This is a genomic window from Brachybacterium paraconglomeratum (genome assembly GCF_003994255.1).
Lineage (GTDB): Bacteria > Actinomycetota > Actinomycetes > Actinomycetales > Dermabacteraceae > Brachybacterium > Brachybacterium conglomeratum.
Map to the genome: position 1 here is coordinate 104,242 of NZ_ML133856.1, position 20,439 is coordinate 124,680.

General features: G+C 71.6%; 16 protein-coding genes and 2 tRNA genes. 11 read left to right on the forward strand and 7 right to left on the reverse strand.

Annotated features, from left to right (window positions below; genetic code table 11):
* Positions 1 to 17 precede the first annotated feature (17 nt).
* Together DS079_RS10725 and DS079_RS10730 are read left to right on the forward strand one after the other, a co-directional pair.
* The gene (locus DS079_RS10725; protein ID WP_126987461.1) at positions 18 to 1,922 is read left to right on the forward strand and encodes a thioredoxin-like domain-containing protein; all 1,905 of its coding nucleotides are present in this window, start codon (positions 18 to 20) and stop codon (positions 1,920 to 1,922) included.
* Between the two features lie 32 nt (positions 1,923 to 1,954).
* Positions 1,955 to 4,408, forward strand: coding sequence for a pyrophosphatase (locus DS079_RS10730; protein WP_126987464.1), 2,454 nt, complete (start codon positions 1,955 to 1,957; stop codon positions 4,406 to 4,408).
* An 11-nt stretch (positions 4,409 to 4,419) separates the two neighbouring features.
* Here DS079_RS10730 and DS079_RS10735 read toward each other — a convergent pair whose 3' ends face one another.
* Together DS079_RS10735 and DS079_RS10740 are read right to left on the reverse strand one after the other, a co-directional pair.
* The gene (locus DS079_RS10735) at positions 4,420 to 4,995 is read right to left on the reverse strand and encodes a TetR/AcrR family transcriptional regulator (protein WP_053918353.1); all 576 of its coding nucleotides are present in this window, start codon (positions 4,993 to 4,995) and stop codon (positions 4,420 to 4,422) included.
* A 216-nt stretch (positions 4,996 to 5,211) separates the two neighbouring features.
* Positions 5,212 to 5,282: transfer RNA gene (locus tag DS079_RS10740), tRNA-Gly, on the reverse strand.
* 141 nt (positions 5,283 to 5,423) lie between these two features.
* Here DS079_RS10740 and dcd point away from each other — a divergent pair.
* Positions 5,424 to 6,020, forward strand: a complete 597-nt coding sequence (gene dcd / locus DS079_RS10745; protein WP_164736206.1) for a dCTP deaminase — start codon at positions 5,424 to 5,426, stop codon at positions 6,018 to 6,020.
* The gene (locus DS079_RS10750; RefSeq protein WP_126987467.1) at positions 6,017 to 6,823 is read left to right on the forward strand and encodes a hypothetical protein; all 807 of its coding nucleotides are present in this window, start codon (positions 6,017 to 6,019) and stop codon (positions 6,821 to 6,823) included. Before dcd ends, DS079_RS10750 begins: the two co-directional genes overlap by 4 nt.
* A gap of 42 nt (positions 6,824 to 6,865) precedes the next feature.
* Here DS079_RS10750 and DS079_RS10755 read toward each other — a convergent pair whose 3' ends face one another.
* Positions 6,866 to 8,209, reverse strand: coding sequence for an MFS transporter (locus tag DS079_RS10755; protein ID WP_164736207.1), 1,344 nt, complete (start codon positions 8,207 to 8,209; stop codon positions 6,866 to 6,868).
* Positions 8,210 to 8,352: 143 nt separating this feature from the next.
* Here DS079_RS10755 and DS079_RS10760 point away from each other — a divergent pair, with 143 nt between their 5' ends.
* From DS079_RS10760 to DS079_RS10785, 6 genes are read left to right on the forward strand one after another with little or no spacing between them, the layout of a single operon-like run.
* Positions 8,353 to 11,280, forward strand: a complete 2,928-nt coding sequence (locus DS079_RS10760; RefSeq protein ID WP_164736222.1) for a Na+/H+ antiporter subunit A — start codon at positions 8,353 to 8,355, stop codon at positions 11,278 to 11,280.
* The gene (locus tag DS079_RS10765) at positions 11,264 to 11,914 is read left to right on the forward strand and encodes a Na(+)/H(+) antiporter subunit C (protein WP_126987475.1); all 651 of its coding nucleotides are present in this window, start codon (positions 11,264 to 11,266) and stop codon (positions 11,912 to 11,914) included. The genes DS079_RS10760 and DS079_RS10765 overlap by 17 nt, the downstream gene beginning before the upstream one ends.
* A 2-nt stretch (positions 11,915 to 11,916) precedes the next feature.
* Positions 11,917 to 13,494 (forward strand): Na+/H+ antiporter subunit D, encoded by a 1,578-nt coding sequence (locus DS079_RS10770; protein WP_164736208.1) that lies wholly within the window; start codon positions 11,917 to 11,919, stop codon positions 13,492 to 13,494.
* The gene (locus DS079_RS10775) at positions 13,491 to 14,030 is read left to right on the forward strand and encodes a Na+/H+ antiporter subunit E (RefSeq protein WP_126987481.1); all 540 of its coding nucleotides are present in this window, start codon (positions 13,491 to 13,493) and stop codon (positions 14,028 to 14,030) included. Before DS079_RS10770 ends, DS079_RS10775 begins: the two co-directional genes overlap by 4 nt.
* Entirely contained in the window at positions 14,027 to 14,647 is a 621-nt protein-coding gene (locus DS079_RS17100; protein ID WP_164736209.1) for an MrpF/PhaF family protein, read from the forward strand. The genes DS079_RS10775 and DS079_RS17100 overlap by 4 nt, the downstream gene beginning before the upstream one ends.
* Complete coding sequence (locus tag DS079_RS10785) at positions 14,644 to 15,234, forward strand: cation:proton antiporter (protein WP_053916976.1); 591 nt, start codon at positions 14,644 to 14,646, stop codon at positions 15,232 to 15,234. Before DS079_RS17100 ends, DS079_RS10785 begins: the two co-directional genes overlap by 4 nt.
* 119 nt (positions 15,235 to 15,353) lie before the next feature.
* Here the strand turns inward: DS079_RS10785 and DS079_RS10790 are convergent, their stop codons facing one another.
* Entirely contained in the window at positions 15,354 to 17,027 is a 1,674-nt protein-coding gene (locus DS079_RS10790; protein ID WP_126987484.1) for a formate--tetrahydrofolate ligase, read from the reverse strand.
* A 477-nt stretch (positions 17,028 to 17,504) separates the two neighbouring features.
* Here DS079_RS10790 and DS079_RS17620 point away from each other — a divergent pair, with 477 nt between their 5' ends.
* Positions 17,505 to 17,630: a hypothetical protein gene (locus tag DS079_RS17620; RefSeq protein ID WP_259815731.1), complete on the forward strand. Its 126-nt coding sequence runs from the start codon at positions 17,505 to 17,507 to the stop codon at positions 17,628 to 17,630.
* 248 nt (positions 17,631 to 17,878) lie between these two features.
* Here DS079_RS17620 and DS079_RS10795 read toward each other — a convergent pair whose 3' ends face one another.
* The 3 genes from DS079_RS10795 to DS079_RS10805 all read right to left on the reverse strand — a co-directional run bounded on the left by DS079_RS10795 (position 17,879) and on the right by DS079_RS10805 (position 20,403).
* Positions 17,879 to 18,967, reverse strand: a complete 1,089-nt coding sequence (locus DS079_RS10795) for a type I restriction endonuclease (RefSeq protein WP_010550539.1) — start codon at positions 18,965 to 18,967, stop codon at positions 17,879 to 17,881.
* Between the two features lie 222 nt (positions 18,968 to 19,189).
* Positions 19,190 to 19,265, reverse strand: a tRNA-Phe gene (locus DS079_RS10800).
* A gap of 115 nt (positions 19,266 to 19,380) precedes the next feature.
* Entirely contained in the window at positions 19,381 to 20,403 is a 1,023-nt protein-coding gene (locus DS079_RS10805) for an NADP-dependent oxidoreductase (protein WP_126987487.1), read from the reverse strand.
* Between the last annotated feature and the right edge of the window lie 36 nt (positions 20,404 to 20,439).

A 20,439-nucleotide genomic window follows, 5' to 3' on the forward strand; every position in this document is an offset into this window, starting at 1 on the left:
GGTGTTCACTGGACCCCATGACCACTTCGTCGGACCCCTCCGCGCCCCTGACCTCCCGCGCCCACGGCTCGCCGCTGCGCGGCCGCGGCTGGCTGAACACCGGCGGCGCCGAGCTGGACCTCGAGACGCTGCGCGGGAAGATCGTGCTGCTGGACTTCTGGACGTTCTGCTGCGTGAACTGCCTGCACGTCCTGGACGAGCTGCGCCCCCTCGAGGAGAAGTGGGCCGATGAGCTCGTCGTCATCGGCGTGCACTCCCCGAAGTTCGAGTTCGAGAAGGACCCCGAGGCGCTGCAGGCCAACATCGAGCGCTACGAGGTCTCCCACCCCGTGATCGACGATCCGGAGCTGGAGACCTGGAGCGCCTACGGCGCCCGCGCCTGGCCCACCCTGATGGTCCTGGACACCCACGGCCGCATCGCCGGCAACCTCTCCGGCGAGGGCCATGCCGCGAACCTCGACCGCCTGGTCGCCGAGCTCGTCGCCGAGGGCGAGGCCGACGGCTCGCTGCGTCGCGGCCCCGCGCCGACCGTCCTCGCCGAGCGGACCGAGCAGACCCTCCGCTTCCCCTCGAAGCTCGCCGTCCTGCCCGACGGCCGGCTGGTGGTCTCCGACGCGGGCCAGCACCGCCTGGTCGTCTTCCAGGCCGACGGCGCGACGGTCGACGCGATCATCGGCACCGGGGAGCGCGGCCATGCCGACGGCGACGAGGACACCGCCCGGTTCGCCGAGCCCAACGGCGTCCTCGCCCTGCCCGCCGAGGTCGCCCAGGAGGTCGGCTACGACCTCCTGGTCGCCGACACCGCCGGGCACCGCCTGCGCGGCGTGAAGATCGGGCAGGACCGCCTGCTGCGCTCCCGCACCACGACCGAGGTCACCACCCTCGCCGGCACCGGCGAGCAGTGGATGCAGGGCGAGCCGCTGCCGCGCGGCGAGGGCGATGCCCGCTCCTACAGCCTCTCCACCCCCTGGGACCTCACCTGGAGCCACTCCCTGAACCGGGCAGTGATCGCCATGGCCGGGATCCACCAGCTGTGGACCTACGACCCCGCCACCGGCGCCCTGCTGGTCCTCGCGGGCACCACCCAGGAGGGCCTGGTCGACGGCCCCGCCGTCACCTCCTGGTGGGCGCAGCCCTCGGGCCTGGACGAGATGCCCGACGGCCGAATCGTGATCGCGGACTCCGAGTCCTCCGCGGTGCGCCTCCTGGACCCGCAGACCATGCAGGTCAGCACCCTGGTGGGCAAGGGCCTGTTCGACTTCGGCCATGTGGACGGACCGCTCGACCGGGCCCGCCTCCAGCACCCCCTCGGCGTGACCGCCCTGCCCGACGGGCGCATCGCGATCGCCGACACCTACAACGGCGCGATCCGCCTCCTGGACGAGGAGACCGGCGAGGTCGTCACCGTCGCGACCGACCTCAAGGAGCCCTCCGATGCGATCGTCGGCCCGCCCGTGGACGGGATCGGCCAGCTGATCGTCGTCGAGTCCGGCGCGCACCGCATCACCTGGGTGCCGGTCGCGAAGGCCGCCGAGCGCGTGATCGACGAGGGCGCCCAGCGCTCCGAGCGGCCCGCGACCGAGGTGGGTCCCGGCCCGCTCACCGTGCGCGTGCTGTTCACGCCGCCGCCCGGGCACAAGCTCGACGACTCCCTCGGGCCGTCCACGCAGGTCACGATCGCGACCACCCCCACCTCGATGCTGACCGGCGGGGGAGGGGTGGACACCGCTCTCGAGCGCACCGTGACCCTCGACCCCGCGTACGCCGAGGGCGTCCTCCACGTCAGCGCCCGCGCCGCCTCCTGCGACGCGGACCCGGCCGTGGAGTTCCCCGCCTGCCACATGCACCAGCAGGACTGGGGGGTCCCGATCCGAGTCGTCGAGGGCGGCCCGGATCATCTGGACCTCTCCCTGCTCGCCTGACCTCTGACGCCGACGGAAGCTGAAGCCGACCCGTGGATCTGATCACGCAATTCCCCCTCGGCGACGATCTCGCCGTCACCCTGCTCGTCCTCGGCCTGCTGGCCGTGGCCGCGCTCGTCGCCGGGGCGGTCGTGCCCACCCGGCTGCGGCGCGACGAGGACAGCGCCGAGGTGGACCCGACCCTCGGACGGCGGCTCGGCGCGCCGCTGCTGTCCTCCGCCTCGATCCTGCTGTGGGTGGGGCTGCCGCTCGCCGTGGTGGTGTACCTGGCCCCCGGCGGGACCGACGACCGCATCCTGCGCTCGGCGATGCTGCTGGTCGGGCTCGCGCTCGGCCCGCTCGCGGCCTGGCGGGGCCTGGCGATCCAGCTCGCCGCGCTCGGCGTCGATCCCGAGCGGCGCGGGGCGATGGTCCCGCGTCTGGGGGCGCTCACGGTCGCCGGCGCGCTCGCGCTCGCCGCGCTGCCCGTGGTGATCGCGGTGTGGTTCCTGCAGACCACGGCCGGGCCTGCGCTCGTCGCCCTCGCCGCGGGCGCCGCGATCTCCGCCCTCGTGGTGCGGGCCAGCGCGGCCCCGGTCGAGGCGGGAGCGGCCGCGGCCGCGGTGCTGGTCGGCACCGACGAGCACGAGCTCGACGTCGACGACGAGGAGAACCTCGGCGGCCCCCACCTGCGCAGCGCCCGCATGGTGCGCCGCGGCGGGGCCCTCGGCGCCGACCTCGTCGCCGTCGCGACCGCCGGCGCCGCCCTCGGCGTGCTGCTCGGCGTGCCCGTCCTCGCGGCCGAGGGCTTCGTCGTCACGCTGCTGGCGCTGGGCACCGCGCTGCTCGCCGCGGGCGTCGCCGCCGTCGTCCCCCATGCGGGCCGCGAGGGCCACGAGCGCGGTGCGCTGCAGCTGGGCGGACTGATCCCCTCCGTGCTCGGCGCCGCCGGCGCGGTCGCCGCCGCGGCGCTGTGGATCCCCTCCCAGTACAAGGACCTCCGCTTCGAGGACGTCGGGCTCGAGAACTTCACCGACCCCGCGATCACCGGCGGCACCGACACCCCGCGCGAGCAGCTCGAGCCGCAGATCGAGGAGCTCGGCGGCGACCTGAGCCAGTTCATCTCCCAGACGGACGACTCGCAGTACGCCTCCGCCTTCCTCGACATGCTCGCCCTCTACGGCATCACCCCGAACGTCGTGGTCGCCGTGGCGCTCGGCCTCGGCGCCCTCGCCGCGCTCGCGGCGGTGCTGCTGCTGGGCGGCACCGGCCACCGCCTGGGCGGCTCCGTGCTGCGCGCCGCCCGCACCTCCCGCACCGGCGGGGCGCTCGGCCTCACCGCCGGCCTGGGCTCCACGGCGCTGACCGCCGCCGGGGCGCTCGCCCTCGTGGTCCTCATCGCCGCCGTGCTCTCCGTGCTCGCCGCCGGTGTGCCCTCCCTCGCCCTGACCCTCGCGGTCCACGCCGGCCTCGGCGCGCTGATCGTGGTCGCCGGCCACGCGGGGCCGCTGCTGGCCTCCACGCTGCTGGACCGCGCCGGGGCGGAGAGCGGCTCGCGCCGCGCCGCGGGCGGCATCGCGACCGGTCCGCTCGGCGCGCTGCTGCTCGCCGCAGTGCTGATCGGCCTCGGAGCCCTCGGACCCGTCGTCTCCGCGCTGCAGCTCGCCCCGCGCGCCGCGACCGTCTGGGAGGACCGGGCCCTGCACCTGGCGACCCCCGCCTCGCTCACCCTGCTCGGCGGCGTCGCCCTCGGCGTGGTGACCGTCCTGCTGATGACCTCCTCGCTCCTGGACGGCGCCCGCCGGCTCGGCGCGAACGCGGTCGTGGAGACCCGCGCGGCGATGCTCGAGGGCCGTGACGGCGCGGACCTGCCCGAGCTGCCCGAGATGGTGCGACGGGCCGCGCTGACCCCCGTGGTCGTCGCGGTGCTCGCCCCGGTGGTGGCCGGCTTCGGGCTCGGCCCGGCCGCCCTACCGGGCCTCGTCGTCGGCGTGGTGCTGACCGCGGCGGGCCTGGGGCTGTGGACCCTCGGCTCCGCCTCGACCCTCGCCGGCGCCTCCGCCGTGATCGGCTCCGGCCGCTACGGCGGCCCCGGCTCCTGGGGGCACTCCGGCGCGCTCGGCGGGGCGGTGCTCACCGGCATCCTGCGCTCCGTGATCGGCTCGGTGGCGCTGCCGCTGGCGCTGACCGCTTCGCTGCTCTCCGCGCTCGCGGTGAGCGCCGTGGTGGGGATGAGCACCGACGGCACCAGCTCCTATCTCCGCTGGGGCATCGCCGTGGTCGCGATCATCATCGCGCTGACCTGCTGGGTCATCACCGCCACCGCGCCCGAGGTGGACCTCGAGGACGAGCACGAGGAGCTGTCCCGCCCGCTCTTCTCCCGCAGCGCGGAGGAGGCCCCGGAGGAATCCCTGGACGCGATGGACTGGGAGGTCGACGAGGAGGACCGCCACGAGGTCACCGTCACCGCCCGGCCCACCCGCAGGAAGCGCAAGGGCAAGGGCTGAGGCGCCGGCGCTCAGACGGTCGCGCCGAGCCCCTGCAGCACGAAGCGCTCCAGCGCCTCGCGCGGGTAGCGCTTCGCGGAGGAGCCGACGAGCAGGCCGTTGATGATCCGGACGGTGCCGGTCACGTCGAGGTCGGCGGAGAAGTCGCCCGCCGCGATCCCGGCCTCCACGATCGTGCTGAGCACCTCCTCGATCAGCACCACGTGCTCGCGCATCCGCGAGGCCGCGTCGGGGGTGAGGGAGGCCCGGCCCGCGGCCTGCGGGACGTGGAAGGAGACGGTGAGCTCCAGCTGGGTGCGCACGTAGGCGATGACCGCCTCGCGCGGGGTCGCCGAGTCGCTGACCCCGGCCCGCAGCTGGGTGATGTAGTCCGTCGTCTCGTGGATCGCGTACTCGATCAGGAGGGTCTCGCGGTCGGGGAAGTGGTTGTACATCGCGGTGCGGCCCACGCCGGCCGCGGCCGCGATGCGGGAGAAGGTGATGGTCTCGAACTCCTGGGTCTCCAGCAGCTCGGCCAGGGCGGCGAAGATCTTCTCCCGCGTGCGTTCGCGGTGCTCCTCGAGCGACCCTCCGATGATCTTGGGCATGCCGCATTCTTACACTCACCGGGACGTTCGACAGAACCCGTGTGCCGCAGACCCCTGCGCGAAGGGGGATCGGAGCGCGTCACGCCGCGGCGGGGAGCGAGGCGGGAGAAGGGCGCGGGCCCACTCGGACGTGATCCTGGACTTCGACCCCTGGCATGACCCCGACATGACGGAGCCGCGACCTCCGGGGACGGAGATCGCGGCTCTGGTCGCGAGAGCGGGTGACGGGAATCGAACCCGCGCTGTCAGCTTGGGAAGCTGAAGTTCTACCATTGAACTACACCCGCGAAACGGTGCCCGGCCGGAGCAGGAGGCCTGCCGTCCGAGCGAACGGGAGACAGCATACCCCCTCTCCGGAGTGGTCCGCGAACCGGGATGATTCGGGACGGGCTCACGCACGGCGCCGGCGGGGGACTAGTCTGTTCGCCGTGCTGCTGAGCGATCGAGACATCCGGGCCGAGATCGAGGCCGGACGGGTGCGGCTGTCCCCGTTCGACGAGGCGATGATCCAGCCCGCCTCCGTGGACGTGCGGATCGACCGCTTCTTCCGCCTCTTCGACAACCACAAGCACGCCCTGATCGACCCCTCGATCGAGCAGGCGGACCTCACGCGCGAGGTCGCCGTCGATCCCGACGAGGCGTACATGCTGCATCCGGGGGAGTTCGTGCTCGCCTCGACCTATGAGCAGATCACCCTGCCGGACGACGTCGCCGCCCGGCTGGAGGGCAAGAGCTCGCTGGGCCGGCTGGGGCTGCTGACCCATTCGACCGCCGGGTTCATCGACCCCGGCTTCGACGGGCACATCACCCTGGAGCTGTCGAACATGGCGACCCTCCCGGTGGCGCTGTGGCCCGGCATGAAGATCGGCCAGCTGTGCTTCTTCCGCCTCTCCAGCCCGTCGCAGAACCCCTACGGCAGCGCCGGGAACCTCAACCGCTATCTCGGCCAGCGCGGGCCCACCCCCTCCCGCTCGGCGCAGAACTTCCATCGCACCCGGATCCCTCTCCAGGAGGAGCAGCAGTGACCGAGCCGGTCCGCACCAGCCATCGTCTCCAGCTGCCGCGGGACACCGACCCCGCCGAGGTGCTCACGATGATCCTCAACGTCCGCCCCACCGCCCGGGAGGGCGAGGGCGGGGTGATCGAGATCGGCGACGACGTCCGCCTGGTCCCCGACCGGACGCCGCGCGGGGCGGGACGCTGGACCCTGGAGACCCCACGGGTGCGCGAGGACCCCGTCCCCGAGGGCATGGTCGACTCCCACGGCTACGGCCGCGCCTTCCCCGAGGGGCTGCCCTTCGGCGTGGAGCGGGAGAGCCTCGACCTGGCCTGGGCGCTCGCACGGCGTATGTACGGCGCTGTCGTCACCGACGACCACGTCCGCCTCGAGCCGCATCCGTACCACGTGCGGGACCTGACGGTCACGAGCCCCCACGCCCTCGCGCCGGAGTCCCTCGCCCAGCTGCTCGCGCCGCTCGAGCCGGAGGCGGAGCTGGACCGCGCCCCCGAGGAGACCTCCCGCACCGGCTACGGGCTCACCGCGCCGTTGCCCGGCGGCGACGTGATCGAGGTGCGGGTGGGGCGCAGCGCCCGCCCCGTCGCCCTCAGCGCCCTCGAATGGCTGGGCGATGCCGTGGACTACCAGCTGGTCCACGTCACCGCGGACCCGGAGGAGGACGCGATCGAGACGCCGGACGCCCCGACGGCGGAGCGCTGGCAGGAGGCGTACCGGCGCATCGGGGTGATCGCCGGGCTGATCGCCGAGAGCGTCGGCGGCTACGTCCTGGACCTCGACGGCCTCCTGGTGGACCCCGCCGACCTCGCCTGATCCCGGTCAGGCGGCTGAACCCGGTCGGACGTGTGATCCCGGTCAGGCGGCCGGGGCTCCCGAGCGCGCGGCCGAGGCGGCGCGGCCCGCCGCCCCCAGCCGGATCGGCAGGAACGCCACCAGGCCCAGCGCCATCACGATCACGATCCCGAGGATCCCGGTGCGGGTCTCGCCGGAGAGCGCGACCGTCGCTGCGAAGGCCGCGGTGCCGAGGAACCCGAGCGCCCGGCCCGTTGTCGCGTAGAGGCCGAAGTTCTCCGTCTCCCGGCCCGGGAGCGAGAGCCGGGTGAGCAGGTTCCGCGAGGCGGACTGCACGGGGCCGACGAACAGGCAGATCGCCAGGCCCGCGACCCAGAACACGATCGTCGGCTCGAAGGCGAGCACCACCAGGCCCAGCACGATGATGCCGGCGCAGCCGGCGATGATCACGGGGCGGGGGCCGACGCGGTCGTCGACCCTCCCGCCGAGGAACACCCCGACGCCGGCGACGAGGTTCGCGGCGATGCCGAAGACGATGATCTCCACCGCCCCGAAGCCGTAGGCGTTCGCGGCGAGGACGCCCGCGATCGAGAACACGGCGCCGAGTCCGTCACGGTAGATCGCGGAGGCGACCAGGTACTGGAGCATCACCGGCTCCTCCTTCACCGCCCGGAGCACGCGGCGGATGATCGAGGCGTAGCCCTGCCAAGGGCTCCAGCGCTCGCCGGGCGCGGTGGCCGGGTGGCGCGGGGCGCGGAGCATCAGCGGGAGCGTCCCGAGGAGGATCCACAGCGCCACGAACAGGGGGATCGCCCGGTAGTTCCAGCCGTCCTCGCCCGTGATCCCCAGCATTCCCGTCCCCGGCATCACGAAGAGCACCAGCACCAGGCCCAGGCACACGATCGAGCCCCAGTAGCCGACCGCCCAGGCGGTCCCCGAGATCCGTCCCCGGTTCTCGGGGGTGGAGATCTCCGGCAGCACCGAGTTCACGAACACGCCGGCGAGCTCGCTGAAGACGACCGCGAGCGCGATCAGCACCGCTCCGAGGGTGAGGTAGTCGGAGTCGAGCCTCACCAGCGGCATCAGCGCGACGGTCGCCACGGTGGCGAGCGTCGTGATCCGCAGCAGGGCGTTGCGGGCGCCGCCGGAGTCGGCGAGGTTGCCCAGCAGCGGGGCGAGCAGCGCGACGGCGACAGCGCCGATCGACTGCCAGGTGGTCAGCACCTGCGAGCCGTGGGCCTGCGCGGCGGTGATCGCCTCCTCGCCGACCGCGCCCTCGGAGGCGACGCCGCTGGCCACGTAGGTGGCGAAGACGAAGGTGAGGATGACGGAGCTGAAGGCGGACATGCCGCCGTCCCACAGTGCGAAGGGGACGACCGGGGGACGGAGCCGTCGGGGCGAGGTCATGGCCATACTCTACGGAGCGACGGGCCCCGTGCCGTGGGCCCCGCCCGCTGTGAGATCAGTGGAGGCCCAGGAACGGAGCCGCCCCCTCCCGTAGGATGGCACCTGGCCCTTTCCCCGCGCCGGACGGAGATTCCGTGTTCACGATGCTGCTCGCCCACATGGTGGCGGCGCTCGTGGCTCCCCTCCTCGTCCGCTGGATCGGGCGCAGCGCCTTCTACCCCCTGGCCGTGGTGCCCGCCGCCTCCGCCGTGTGGCTGGCGACCTTCGATCCGCGCTCCCTCGGGGAGGCGCCGGTCGAGGTGTCCGTCCCCTGGATCCCCGCCTTCGGGATCGACCTCGCCTTCCGCCTGGACACCCTCAGCTGGGTGCTCGGCCTGATCGCCACCGGCATCGGGGCGATGGTGCTGCTGTACTGCGCGCGCTACTTCAAGGACTCCGAGCCGGGGCTGGGCCGCTTCGCCGGCGTGCTCACCGCCTTCGCCGGCGCGATGGTGGGTCTGGTCCTGGCCGACGACGTCATGGTGATCTACACCTTCTGGGAGCTCACCACCGTCTTCTCCTATCTGCTGGTGGGCCACTACCAGGACAAGCAGGCCTCTCGCCGTGCGGCGCTGAACGCCCTGATCTCCACCACCGCCGGCGGCCTGGCGATGCTGGTGGGCATGCTGATGGTCGCCGCCGAGGCGGGCACCCTGCGCCTGTCCGAGATCGTCGCGGACCCGATGTGGACCGAGGCAGGCCCCTTCCTGATCACCGCCATGGTGCTCATGCTCGCGGGCGCGACCAGCAAGTCCGCGCTCGTGCCGACCCACTTCTGGCTCCCCGGCGCGATGGCGGCCCCGACCCCGGTCTCCGCCTACCTGCACGCCGCGGCGATGGTGAAGGCGGGCATCTACCTGATCCTCCGCATGGCGCCGGCGCTGACCCACCTCGAGGTGATCACGGTCGTCCTGGCGGTGCTCGGCGCGGCGACGATGCTGCTCGGCGGCTGGCGCGCGCTGCGGCAGACCGACATCAAGCTGCTACTCGCCTACGGCACCGTCTCCCAGCTCGGATTCCTCGCCGCCGTCACGGGCCTGGCCACTCACGACGCGGTGCTCGCGGGGCTCGCGATGCTGATCGCCCATGCGCTGTTCAAGGCACCGCTGTTCATGGTCGTGGGCATCATCGACAAGCGGTTCGGCACCCGCGACCTGCGCATCCTCTCCGGCGTGGGCCGGGTAGCGCCCGTCCTCGCCGTGATCGGCACGCTCTCGGCGGCCTCGATGGCCGCGGTCCCGCCGCTGTACGGCTTCGTCGCCAAGGAGTCGATCTACTCGGCGCTCTGGTACGCGGGCGGATGGCAGCGCCTGCTCCTGATCGCGCTGGTCGCCGGATCCGTCCTCACCGTCGCCTACTCCTGGCGCTTCGTGCGCGGTGCCTTCGGCCCGGCACCCGGCGCCCCCCGCGTCGCCGCCGTGCGGATCACCCCGCTGTATTTGCTCGCGCCCGCGCTGATCACCGCGGCGTCCCTCGCCCTGATCGTGCTGACCTCGCCGCTGGAGGAGATGCTGCGCGCCTACGCCTCGGTGCTCCCGGAGACGGGGGAGGGGATCCACCTCGTGGTCATCCCGCACCTGGGAGTGCCGCTGCTCGCCTCGGCGATCACCCTCGGCCTGGGCATGGTCCTGTGCCTGATCCCGCGGCCCGTGGCGCTGCTCCAGAAGGCGGTCTCCCCGTTGACCTGGGCGCCCGAGCGGGCGCTGGACGTGCTCGACGCCGAGCGCGGCTTCCGCCGCATCCTGCGCACGGTCGACAAGCTCTCGATCGTCATCACGCCCCTGTTCCAGCGGGGCTCGCTGCCCTACACCCTGGGCACGATGCTCGTGGTGCTGCTGGCGCTGGTGGCCCCGGTCGCGCTGACCCAGTCGCCGCTGCCGGACAACCTGGTGCTCTTCCAGCACCCGGTCGAGCTGATCGTCCTGCCCGTCGCGGCGCTCGCCGCGATCGGCGCCGCGCGCTCCCGGCGCCGTCTGCGGGCGGTCTTCCTGATCACCGTCACCGGCTACAGCGTGGCCGTGCTCTTCATGGTCGCGGGCGCTCCCGACGTCGCCACCACCCAGGTGCTGGTCGAGACCGCGATGACCGTCGTGCTCGTGCTCGTGCTGCGCCGTCTGCCGCTGCACTTCTCGCGCCGGCCGCTGCGGATCGGCGCCTGGGGCCGGTGGGCGATCGCGATCTCGACCGCGCTCGTGCTGTGCGGCGGCGCCCTGTACGCGGCCGACGCCCGCTACCGGGAGGCCCTCGGTACGGGCCTGATCGAGCCGGCCTACGAGATCGGCGGCGGCCACAACGTCGTCAACGTGACCCTGGTCGACGCCCGCGTCTGGGACACGATGGGCGAGATCTCCGTGCTGCTCGTGGTCGCCACCGGCGTCGCCTCGCTGATCTTCGTGACCCGGCGCGAGCGGCCCATCGCCCGCGTGCGCGACCTCGACGCCTCGCGCACCTCGATCTGGCGCCGTCGCGCGGACCCGGCCCTGCCGCAGAACGCGCTCGACTTCGATGCGCGCCCCGATGACGTCGCGGGCGGCAACCGCTGGCGCACCTGGCTCTCGGCCGGGCTGACCCTCGCGCCCGAGCGGCGGATGGTGATCCTGGAGGTCATCACCCGCATCGCCTTCCCGATGATGATGATGTTCTCCGTGTACCTGCTGATGGCCGGTCACAACCTGCCCGGCGGCGGATTCGCCGGAGGCCTCGTCGCGGGGCTGGCCCTCGCGGTGCGCTATCTCGCCGGGGGCCGCTACGAGCTCACCGAGGCCGCCCCGGTCCAGGCCGGCTTCGTGCTCGGCACCGGCATGGCCCTCGCGGTGATCTCCGGGGTGCTGCCCCTCCTCGTCGGCGGCAACGTCTTCTCCCAGGCGACGCCCGTAGTGCACGTGCCGCTGCTGGGCGAGCTGCACTTCCCGACAGCGCTGCTGTTCGACCTGGGCGTGTACCTCGTGGTGGTCGGCGTGATGCTCGACTTCCTGCGCTCCCTCGGCGCCCAGATCGACCAGCAGCAGGAGGCCGATGTCGATGCCCGTTAGCCTCGCCCTCCTCCTGACCGCCGGGGTGCTGATCGCCTGCGGCATCTATCTCGTGCTCGAGCGCACGCTGACCCGCATCATGCTCGGCTTCGTCCTCGCCGGGAACGGCGTGAACCTGCTGTTCATCGTCGCCGCCGGACCGATCGGGACCCCGCCCTTCGAGGGCAGCGGCGACCCCGAGCAGATGACCGATCCGCTGCCCTTCGCGATGGTGCTCACCGCGATCGTGATCTCGCTGGGCATCACCGCCTTCGGCATGGCGCTCGCGTACCGGGCCTGGCAGCTGTTCGGCCACGACGAGGTCCCCGACGACGTCGAGGACCGGCGCGTGCTGCGCCGTCGTCGGCGTCGCAGCGAGGACGCGGAGCGCCTGCCCTGGTCGCAGGCTCTCAGCGAGGAGGCGCGGCGCGGCGCGCTCGCCCAGTCCCAGGGGCTGGACGACGAGGACGACGACCCGCTGGGCTCGGACCTCACCAGCGCCGAGGACGTCCCCCAGGACGCGACGGAGGCCGACGAGGGCGACGCCGACTCGTTGCGCGAGACCGTGCGCCGCCGCCGCGAGCACCGCCGCGGGGAGGCCGTGGCGCTGCGCCACGAGATCCGCGACCGCACGAGCGACGAGGAGGACATCTGAGCATGGAGCTCCTCCTCGCCCTGCCCGTGATGCTGCCGCTCGTCGGCGCCGCGATCACGCTGCTGCTGCGCCACCACACCCGGCTGCAGCTCGGCCTCGCGGTGGTCACGCTGCTGGCGATCTTCGCGATCGCGCTGGTGCTGGCCTGGCACGTCACCCAGGAAAGCGTGCTGGTCCTGCAGATCGGCAACTGGACCCCGCAGCTGGGGATCGTGCTGGTCGCGGACCGGCTGACGGCGCTGATGCTGACCGTCTCGAGCTTCGTCACCCTCGCGGTGCTCGTCTACTCGAGCGCGCAGAGCGTGAGCGAGAACGTCGAGCGGACGCCGGTGGCGATCTACCACCCCACCTATCTCACCCTCGTCGCGGGCGTGTCCATGGCGTTCCTCGCCGGGGACCTGTTCAACCTCTATGTCGGCTTCGAGGTGCTGCTGGCCTCGAGCTACGTGCTGCTCACCCTCGGCGGCTCCGCGAGCCGCGTCCGCGCGGCGACCACCTACGTGATCGTCTCGGTGCTCAGCTCGGTGATCTTCCTGTCCGCGATCGCGGCGATCTACGCCGCCGCCGGCACCGTGAACATGGCCGAGCTCGCGGTGCGGCTGGACGGGCTCGAGCCCGGCACCCGCATGATCCTGGAGCTGATGCTGCTGGTCGCCTTCGCGATCAAGGCCGCGATCTTCCCGCTGAGCGCCTGGCTGCCCGACTCGTACCCGACCGCGCCCGCGCCGGTGACCGCGGTCTTCGCGGGACTGCTCACGAAGGTCGGCATCTACGCGATCCTGCGTCTGGAGACGCTGCTGTTCCCCTTCTCGCAGATCTCGAACCTGCTGCTGGCCGCGGCCGGGCTGAGCCTGTTCATCGGGATCCTGGGCGCTGTCGCGCAGACGGACCTCAAGCGCGTGCTGTCCTTCACGCTGGTCTCCCACATGGGCTACATGCTGTTCGGCATCGGCATGGTCACCCAGCTCGGCATGGCGGCGACGATCTACTACGTCGCCCACCACATCACCGTGCAGTCCACCCTGTTCCTCGCCGCCGGGCTGATCGAGCACCGCGGAGGGACGACGAACCTCATCCGGCTCGGCGGACTCCAGAAGCTCGCCCCGCTCATCGCGGTGCTCTTCTTCATCCCCGCGATGAACCTCGCCGGCATCCCGCCGTTCTCCGGCTTCATCGGCAAGGTCGGCCTGATCGAGGCGGGCATCGCCTACGACAACACCGCCGGGTGGATCCTCATCGCCGTCAGCGTCATCACCAGCCTGCTGACCCTGTACGCGATCGCGAAGATCTGGAACCGCGCCTTCTGGCAGGAGCCGAGCGAGGAGATCATCGCCCGGGACGTGCCGATGCCGAAGGTGATGACCGGCGCGACCACCGCCATGATCGGCTTCTCCCTGGCGCTGACCGTCTTCGCGGGCCCGCTGATGAACTACGCCGACGAGGCCGCGCACTCGGTGCTGCAGCGCACCCCCTACGTGGGTGCGGTGCTCGGTGACGAGGCGGCCGGGGACCTGCGATACCGGATCGACGACCAGGGCCACCGGATCGAGGACGGCGTGGCCGTGGAGGTGGACGGATGATCTCGCGACGGATCCGCGACCTGCGCCGCTCCTGGCTGTGGGTGCTCACGGCCGTGGCCCTGTGGTGCCTGCTGTGGGGCGGGGTCGACCTGAAGAACGTGCTCGGCGGCGCCCTGGTGGCCGTGCTCGTCTTCGTGCTCTTCCCGATGCCTCCCACCGGTCATGAGCTGACCCTGCGCCCTGTGCGCTTCACCCTCTTCGTGCTGCGCTTCCTGTCGGACTGCGCGATCTCGGCGGTGCAGGTGGGCTGGTTCGCGGTGCGTCCCGGCCCGCAGCCCCCGAGCTCCGTGATCGCGGTGCAGATGGCCTCCCGCTCGGACTTCTTCCTGACCTTCACGGGTGTGCTGTGCACTCTGATCCCGGGCTCGGTCGTGGTCGAGGCGCAGCGCGCCACCGGCACCCTGTTCCTGCATACCTTCAACGCGGGCACCCCGGAGGCCGTGGAGAAGGCCCGCGAGAGCGTGCGGGCGCAGGAGGAGCGCCTGCTGTGGGCCGTCGGCCGCCGCGAGATCCTCGAGGAGGCGGGTCTGCGATGAGCGCCTTCGACGTCGTCCTGGTGATCTACGCCGTGATCCTCACCCTCGCCGGCCTCGCGATCGTGTACCGCATGATCGTGGGCCCCACCATTCTGGACCGTGCGATCTCCAGCGACTCTTTGGTCACCCTCGTGGTGATGGGCCTGGCGCTGCACGTCGCGCATTCCGGCGCGGCCTGGGCGGGGCCCGCGATGCTGAGCCTGACCGGGCTCGCCTTCGTCGGCACCGTGACCTTCGCGCGCTTCGTCGCGCGGGAGGACCCGATGCAGGGGCGGCGCCGCCCCCATCCCGAGGAGCCCGATGCGGACACCGGCCCGCACGAGGCGATCCACCTCGAGACCGACTCCGCCTCCGAGGACGGGTTCGCCACCGAGGACGGCTTCGGCGGCGAGGACGGGTTCGGTCAAGAGGCCGGCACCGCCTCCGAGGACGGCGCCCTCGTGCCCGAAGACGAGCACGCCCGCGTGCTCGGGGCGGCGGACCCGGCGGGGGAGGCCGACGACGGCTCCGAGGAGGGCTTCGGCCTCGACGGCACGGCGGACGGCTCCGACGCGGGCGACCGGGGCTTCGAGGACGACGACCGGCTCGCGGGCGGTCCGACGGGAGGTGCACGATGAGCGCGGTCGAGATCATCGCGTCGGTGCTGATCGGCGCCGGACTCCTGCTGGGCGTCCTCTCCGCGATCGGGCTGAACCGCTTCGACGGGGTGCTGATGCGCATCCACGCCGCCTCCAAGCCGCAGGTGCTCGGCCTGATCCTGGTCTTCGCCGGGGCGGCGCTGGCCGCGAGGTCGTGGAGCGTCGCGGCGTTCCTGCTGGTCGTGCTGCTCGCGCAGATGCTCACCGTCCCCGTCGCGAGCGCGATGGTGGGGCGCGCCGCATTCCGCCGCGGCTTCGTGCGCGGCGGCGACTACGCGATCGACGAGCTCAGCGAGCGGCTCGCCACCCCGTCCGACGACGATGACGACGAGGACGGCTTCGTCGACGAGCCGGACGACGACCACGAGGACCTGCACGGCGGCGGCCATGAGCTGTTCCCCGAGAACGTCGTCACGGATACCGTCGCGCCCCTCACCGGACGGAACTGGGAGGAGCCGGAGGGCGGCGCCGCGGACGTCGAGGACGAGGACGGGCTGGACATCGACCTCGACGACGAGACCGAGCTCGAGGCCGAGGAGGTCGCCGAGCGCGACGAGCGGCGCTGACCGGCGACATCGCCCGGCGACACCGACGACGACGCCCGTGCCCGCGATCAGCGGGCACGGGCGTCGTCGTGCGGGGAACGGGGGGCCGGGACGCGCGGGGCGTCCCGGGCAGGCCCGGCTCAGAACAGGCCGATGGACTCCCCGGACTCGGTCACGCCCATGCGCAGGGCGGCCGGCTCCTTGGGCAGTCCGGGCATCGTCATGATCGCGCCGGTGAGCGCGACGACGAAGCCCGCCCCGATCCTCGGCACCAGATCGCGCACGTGCAGCACGTGCCCGGTCGGGGCGCCGAGAGCGGAGGGATCGTCGGAGAACGAGTACTGCGTCTTCGCCACGCACACCGGCAGGGTGTCCCAGCCGTTGCGCTTGAGCATCCGCAGCTGCGCCGGCGCACGGTCCTCGAAGACCACGTCCTCGGCGCCGTAGACCTCGCGGGCGAGGGTGCGCAGGGACTCCTCGATCCCGTCGACGGGATCGTAGAGGTGGTGGAAGTCGGGCTCGTCCTGCTCGATCGCGGCGAGGACCTGCTCGGCGACGGCGCGGCCGCCCTCGCCGCCCTTCGCCCACACCTCGGACAGCGCGGCGCGGAAGCCCTGCTCCTTCGCCCAGTCGAGCACCGCCTCGAGCTCGGCCTCGGTGTCGGTGGGGAAGCGGTTCAGCGCGATCACCGGCTCGATGCCGAACTTGCGCAGGTTCTCGACGTGGCGGGCGAGGTTCTCGGTGCCGCGCAGCGCGGCCTCGATGTCCTCGGTCGCCAGATCGGTCTTGGCGACGCCGCCGTGCATCTTCAGCGCGCGCACCGTGCCGACCACGACCGCGGCGTCGGGGGCGAGGTCGCCCACCCGCGACTTGATGTCCAGGAACTTCTCCGCCCCGAGGTCGGAGCCGAAGCCCGCCTCGGTGACGGTGATGTCAGCGAGCGAGAGCGCGAGCCGGGTCGCGGCCAGCGAGTTGCAGCCGTGGGCGATGTTCGCGAAGGGGCCGCCGTGCACCAGCGCGGGGGTGCCGCCGAGGGTCTGGACCAGGTTCGGCAGCAGCGCGTCCTTGAGCAGCATCGTGATCGCGCCGCCCACCTCGAGGTCCTCGACGGTCACGGGCCTGCGGTCGTAGGTGAAGCCCACGACGATCCGATCGATCCGCTCCTGCAGATCCTTCAGATCCGTGGCCAGGCACAGCACGGCCATGATCTCGGAGGCGACGACGATGTCGAAGCCGTCCTCGCGCGGGACGCCCTGGGCGGCGCCGCCCAGGCCGATCACGGTCCTGCGCAGGGCGCGGTCGTTGACGTCGACCACGCGCTTCCACTGGACGCGGCGCGGGTCGATGCCCAGCGCATTGCCCTGGTGGATGTGGTTGTCCACGAGGGCGGCGAGGGTGTTGTTCGCGATCTGGATCGCGTGGAAGTCGCCGGTGAAGTGGAGGTTGATGTCCTCCATCGGCACCACCTGGGCGTGGCCGCCGCCGGTCGCACCGCCCTTGATGCCCATGATCGGGCCGAGCGCGGGCTCGCGCAGCGCGACCATGGTGCGGTGGCCCATCAGCGAGAACGCGTCGGCCAGGCCCACGGTCGTGGTGGACTTGCCCTCGCCGGCCGGGGTCGGGGACATCGCCGAGACCAGCACCAGGCGCCCCTGCTTCCCGCTCGGGGTCATCTGGCGCACGTCCACCTTGGCCTTGTAGGAGCCGTAGGGCACGAGAGCCTTCGCGGGCACGCCCGCGCGCTCGGCGATCTCGGTGATGGGCTCCAGGGTCGCCGCCTGGGCGATGGCGAGATCGGGGTTGTCGGCTGACATCGTCGTCCTCCACTTCGTGGTCTCTCACCCGGGCATCGGCGTCCGGGCAGGGTCGTGGCCCACCTTACGGGGCAGATTCTGGGCATATGCCGTCCCCTTGTCGGATGGGCGGCGCCCGGTCGTCGGGCCGCGACGCGGCGTGCCGACCGCCCTGTCGGCCCGTTCGCCGCGCGTCGTCCCCGAGCGATGTGACCGACCAGCCGTCCGGCGGCCGGGGACGGCTGCGCGATGGATCGCGGGACCGGCGCAGGCCGACAGCATCGTGGTCGGTCACCGGCGCCACAGCGACCTCTATGCCTATATAGGCATAGAGGTACGCCATACGCCATCACATGACCAATCGCACCGTGCTCGGGAACGACGAAGCCCCCTGGCGGACCAGGGGGCTTCGTGGTGGTGGCTCCGACCGGCGTCGATCCGGTGACCTTTCGGTTTTCAGTCGAACGCTCTACCAACTGAGCTATCGACTCGTCCCGGATGTCGCTGGACGAGGCGGTCGAGGAGATCGTCGCCGACGTCGAGGCCGAACGGGAGATGGTCGACCTGGACCTCCCGCCGGAGGAGCGGAGCGAGGGTTCGCCCGTGGACGACGCGCGGGACTGACGTCGGATGACGGAGAGGCGGGGCGCGGACCGGTGACTGTAGGCGCTCCGCCTCGTCGCCGCCCCGCCCGTGTTGGGTGACCGGCCTCCTGCCCCAGCGCAAAGGGCGGCAGGAGATGAACTCGCAGTCATCTACTGCCGCCATCTGCTTCTCTGCGGAAACAGAGATGTCGGAACTCGAGCTGGCAGGTAGTGGCTCGCTAGAGTGCCGGCGCGACAGCCCCCTCAGACGTGAGCGCTCGTCGCGAATCAGGCATAGCGCTGGACAGCCTTGCGAATCGCGTCTGCGTGCCCGTAGATCTCGTCGAGCGAGTCGATCGGGTGGCGGGTCTCCTTCTTGTCCTCGTCGAGGAGCCCGAGGTACTTCTGCTTGGTGTTGAAATGCAGCCGTGCGATTGGCTTCCGATTGTTGTCGTCCAGGAGGATCGCGAAGTACGACTTCTGATCACGGTGGACGATGCGGTTCGGCTTGATCTCGCTGCACCCGATCGCCTTGACGATCTGGTAGCCCTCGAGCTCCTCCAGGGTCGTCTCGATCTCGGTGTCACGCTCGAGGTCTGCCTCTGCAGCGTGCTGGCTGGACACCTCTTCGACAGGGTCTGAGGGCGCCGGTGCCGTCACACCCACACCGAGAGCAGTCTTCAGCCGGTCATTCACCTGCTCGGTGAGGAACTGCTTGGACGCCTTGTGCACCAGCTCCGTGAACTGCTCTCTCACCTTGGCCGTGAAGCTTCCCTCATAGACGCGCGTGGTGAAGAACTTGGTCCACTCGTCCGAGGGCTCTCGGAACTGCGCGGCGATCTCACGGCGAATCGCGCCGACGTACTTGAGCTCCTCCGCGGCGTTGATGATCGAATCCAGGTCGAAGCTCTCCTTGCTGAGCTTCTGGATCTCGGGGATCAGCGTCTCATCGATGTCCAGCAGATCGAGGACCAGGAACGGCTTCGAGTCCATCTTGTTCGGTGCATCGAGGTCCGTGTAGAACTGCCAGACGACGCCGTTAGTGAGGACAGCAAGACGGGCATTCGTGGTTCCGAAGTAGCGGAAGAGCTGCGAGGCGTTCTCCAGCTTGAGAGTGCTCTGCGACGTCTTGCACTCGATCAGGATCTGCACCTCCCCATCGCGGACGATCGCGTAGTCGACCTTCTCGCCGCGCTTGACGCCGACGTCGGCGGTGAACTCAGGGATCACCTCCATCGGGTTGAAAACGTCGTATCCGAGGATCGACGCGATGAAGGGCATCACGAAGGCGTTCTTCGTTGCCTCCTCGGTGCCGATCGCCGAGGCCTGGTTCTGCACCTTGGTAGCCAGGGCTTCGAGCCGCTCGCTGAACTCCACAGTTTTCCTCCGTGTCTTGCCGTCATGTTGTTTTGAACATCAGCAATAGAATAGTCAACCAGCCTGACTTTCGGACGCGGGGGCGCCATCGGGCGTCATGTCGGTCGTATGCCGCCGTGCCGAAGCGGAGCAGTCTCAAGGTGGAGAAGCTGGGGTGCGAGAGTCCCGGCGGACAGTACCGAGCAACGACGAAGCCCCCTGGCGGACCAGGGGGCTTCGTGGTGGTGGCTCCGACCGGCGTCGATCCGGTGACCTTTCGATTTTCAGTCGAACGCTCTACCAACTGAGCTACAGAGCCGTGGTCGCCGTGACGACCGAGGACAAGCGTAACAGCCCCTGCGCGGTGGTGCGCACCGGATCCGCCCCGGTGAGAGGCAGACCACGGCGATCGGCCCTGAGCCTCTGCGAGCGCGTCAGTCGAGCGTGATCAGCGCCTTGCCGAGGTTCCGCCCCTTCAGCATCCCGACGAACGCCTCCGGCGCCCTGTCCAGCCCGATGGTGACGTCCTCGTGATAGCGCACCTCGCCGGAGGCGACCCAGGCGCCCATCTCGCGCTGGAAGTCCTCGAACATCGTCGGCGCGAACTCGCGCTGGATGAAGCCGCGCAGGGTCAGGCTCTTGGCCAGCACCTGACCCATCAGGGCGCCGCTGCGGTCGGGCCCGTCGGGCAGGGAGGTGGCGTTGTAGTTCGCGGCGAGCCCGCACACGGGCACGCGCGCGAACTCGTTCAGCAGCGGCAGCACTGCGTCCCACACCGCGCCGCCCACGTTCTCGAAGTACACGTCGATGCCGTCGGGCGCCGCCGCGGCGAGTCGGCCCGGCAGATCCGGGGCGCGGTGGTCGAGCGCCGCGTCGACGCCGAGCTCCTCGAGCAGCGCGACCTTCCGCTCGCCGCCGGCGATCGCGATCGTGCGGGCACCGCGCAGGCGGGCGATCTGCGCGACCGCGGAGCCGACGGGGCCGGCCGCCGCGGCGACGGCGAGGGTCTCGCCGGGCTGCACCTTCCCGATCGCGGTGAGCCCCGCGTAGGCGGTGAAGCCGGGCATCCCGAGCACGCCGAGGGCGGTGGTGACCGGCGCGGCCGCGGGGTCGAGGCGGTGCAGCCCCGCGACCTCCTCGACGCTGTACTCCTGCCAGCCGCCGTAGCCGAGGACTACGTCGCCCGGGGCGAGGGACTCGTCGGCGGACTCGACGACCTCCGAGACGGTGCCGCCGACGATCACGTCGCCGACCTCCATCGGAGCGGCGTAGGACTTCGCATCGTTCATCCGGCCGCGCACGTACGGGTCCAGGGAGATGTGGAGCGTGCGCAGCAGCGCCTCGCCCGGACCGGGGGAGGGGACGGGTGCGGTGTCGTGGAGGAAGTCGGAGGGGACCGGCTCGCCGTGCGGGCGGGAGGCGAGGCGGATCCGGCGGTTCTGCAGGTCGGTGCTCATGCCTCGAGCGTACGCAGTTCCGCAGGGGCACGAAGA

What these genes read in the sequence shown, in the direction of transcription:
- DS079_RS10725 (WP_126987461.1), top strand. Translation starts at nt 18, where the DNA reads ATGACCACTTCGTCGGACCCCTCCGCGCCCCTGACCTCCCGCGCCCAC.
- DS079_RS10735 (WP_053918353.1), bottom strand. Translation starts at nt 4,995, where the DNA reads ATGCCCAAGATCATCGGAGGGTCGCTCGAGGAGCACCGCGAACGCACG.
- DS079_RS10755 (WP_164736207.1), bottom strand. Translation starts at nt 8,209, where the DNA reads ATGACCTCGCCCCGACGGCTCCGTCCCCCGGTCGTCCCCTTCGCACTG.
- DS079_RS10760 (WP_164736222.1), top strand. Translation starts at nt 8,353, where the DNA reads ATGCTGCTCGCCCACATGGTGGCGGCGCTCGTGGCTCCCCTCCTCGTC.
- DS079_RS10765 (WP_126987475.1), top strand. Translation starts at nt 11,264, where the DNA reads ATGTCGATGCCCGTTAGCCTCGCCCTCCTCCTGACCGCCGGGGTGCTG.
- DS079_RS10770 (WP_164736208.1), top strand. Translation starts at nt 11,917, where the DNA reads ATGGAGCTCCTCCTCGCCCTGCCCGTGATGCTGCCGCTCGTCGGCGCC.
- DS079_RS10775 (WP_126987481.1), top strand. Translation starts at nt 13,491, where the DNA reads ATGATCTCGCGACGGATCCGCGACCTGCGCCGCTCCTGGCTGTGGGTG.
- DS079_RS17100 (WP_164736209.1), top strand. Translation starts at nt 14,027, where the DNA reads ATGAGCGCCTTCGACGTCGTCCTGGTGATCTACGCCGTGATCCTCACC.
- DS079_RS10785 (WP_053916976.1), top strand. Translation starts at nt 14,644, where the DNA reads ATGAGCGCGGTCGAGATCATCGCGTCGGTGCTGATCGGCGCCGGACTC.
- DS079_RS10790 (WP_126987484.1), bottom strand. Translation starts at nt 17,027, where the DNA reads ATGTCAGCCGACAACCCCGATCTCGCCATCGCCCAGGCGGCGACCCTG.
- DS079_RS17620 (WP_259815731.1), top strand. Translation starts at nt 17,505, where the DNA reads ATGTCGCTGGACGAGGCGGTCGAGGAGATCGTCGCCGACGTCGAGGCC.
- DS079_RS10805 (WP_126987487.1), bottom strand. Translation starts at nt 20,403, where the DNA reads ATGAGCACCGACCTGCAGAACCGCCGGATCCGCCTCGCCTCCCGCCCG.